Source organism: Neisseria sp. P0009.S010 (assembly GCF_051958545.1).
GTDB classification, from domain to species: Bacteria; Pseudomonadota; Gammaproteobacteria; order Burkholderiales; family Neisseriaceae; genus Neisseria; species Neisseria subflava_A.
Map to the genome: position 1 here is coordinate 1 of NZ_JBQCVH010000046.1, position 253 is coordinate 253.

Sequence of the window (253 nt, forward strand, 5' to 3'; positions counted from 1 at the left end):
CTGGATCTATCAACAGGAGTCATTATGACAAATACAGCAAAAATACTCAACTTCGGCAGAGGTAACTTTGCCGGACAGGAGCGTAATGTGGCAGATCTCGATGATGGTTACGCCAGACTATCAAATATGCTGCTTGAGGCTTATTCGGGCGCAGATCTGACCAAGCGACAGTTTAAAGTGCTGCTTGCCATTCTGCGTAAAACCTATGGGTGGAATAAACCAATGGACAGAATCACCGATTCTCAACTTAGCG

General features: G+C 45.5%; 1 protein-coding gene. It reads left to right on the forward strand.

Going from position 1 to position 253, the window contains the following annotated elements; genetic code table 11:
* Window positions 1-24: 24 nt before the first annotated feature.
* Window positions 25-253, forward strand: a 229-nt coding sequence (locus ACTHSN_RS10840) for a replication protein (protein ID WP_170996258.1), incomplete at its 3' end; no start/stop codon positions are given.